An 824-nucleotide genomic window follows, 5' to 3' on the forward strand; every position below is an offset into this window, starting at 1 on the left:
GGGTGAGGTCGCACGAGATCGCTGCGTCCTCGATGAGGTTGTGGCCGCTGGCGGGCGTGGTGCCGGCATTGGGAAGCATTCGCATGTGTAGGGCTAGCCCAACTTCGACAGTTACGAACAATTCTTGGGGGTGAGTTCGGGAATTGTCCAACGGTGGCGTGGGCTGCGGTTGGAGACGCGGTGTAGTGCCGACCAAGTGGCTTGCACACGTACGGTGAGGCGCGAGACACTGCGGCGCAGTGGAGGAGTGGCGGCGGGTGTATCTGCGGCATACGACGCGCTTCAAGGACGGCAAACCGCACACCTACTGGCGCCTGGTACGGTCGGTGCGCCGCGGGGGTATGAGTGGGCGCAGTACAGCGAAGGCACCTACATCCTGCGCACCAATATCACCGACTGGCCCCCCGAAGCTCTGTGGACCGCCTACGTGCAGCTGACCGAGGCCGAGGCCGCCTTCCGCATTCACAAGAGCGATCTGGCGATTCGTCCGATCCGGCATCAGAAGGCGTCGCGGATCAAAGCGCACGTCTACGTGATCAGCGCGGTCGGCGACTCGCTCGCCGTGTTCAGCCGCGACCCGGCCAGCGGACGCCTCGCCTTCGTCGAGGTGCACCGCGACGGCGTCGGCGGGGTCGACGGCCTCGCCGACGCGCGACAGCTCGCAACCAGCGCGGACGGCGGGCACCTCTGCGTCGCCAGCGCGCTCGCCTCTGCCGTCGTGGTGTTCACGCGCGACACCGCGACCGGCGAGCTGACCTTCGTGCAGGCTGTCCATGACCGCCTCGACGGCGTCCTCGGGCTTGCGGGCGCCCGCGGCGTGGTCG

General features: G+C 67.7%; 1 protein-coding gene. It reads left to right on the plus strand.

The genetic code is table 11. The annotated features are described in order from the left end of the window. Nucleotides 1–214 precede the first annotated feature (214 nt). The coding region (locus L6Q96_23210; GenBank protein ID MCK6557459.1) for a beta-propeller fold lactonase family protein at nucleotides 215–824 on the plus strand (610 nt) is incomplete at its 3' end.

This window comes from Candidatus Binatia bacterium, from assembly GCA_023150935.1.
Classification (GTDB): domain Bacteria; phylum Desulfobacterota; class Binatia; order HRBIN30; family HRBIN30; genus JAKLJW01.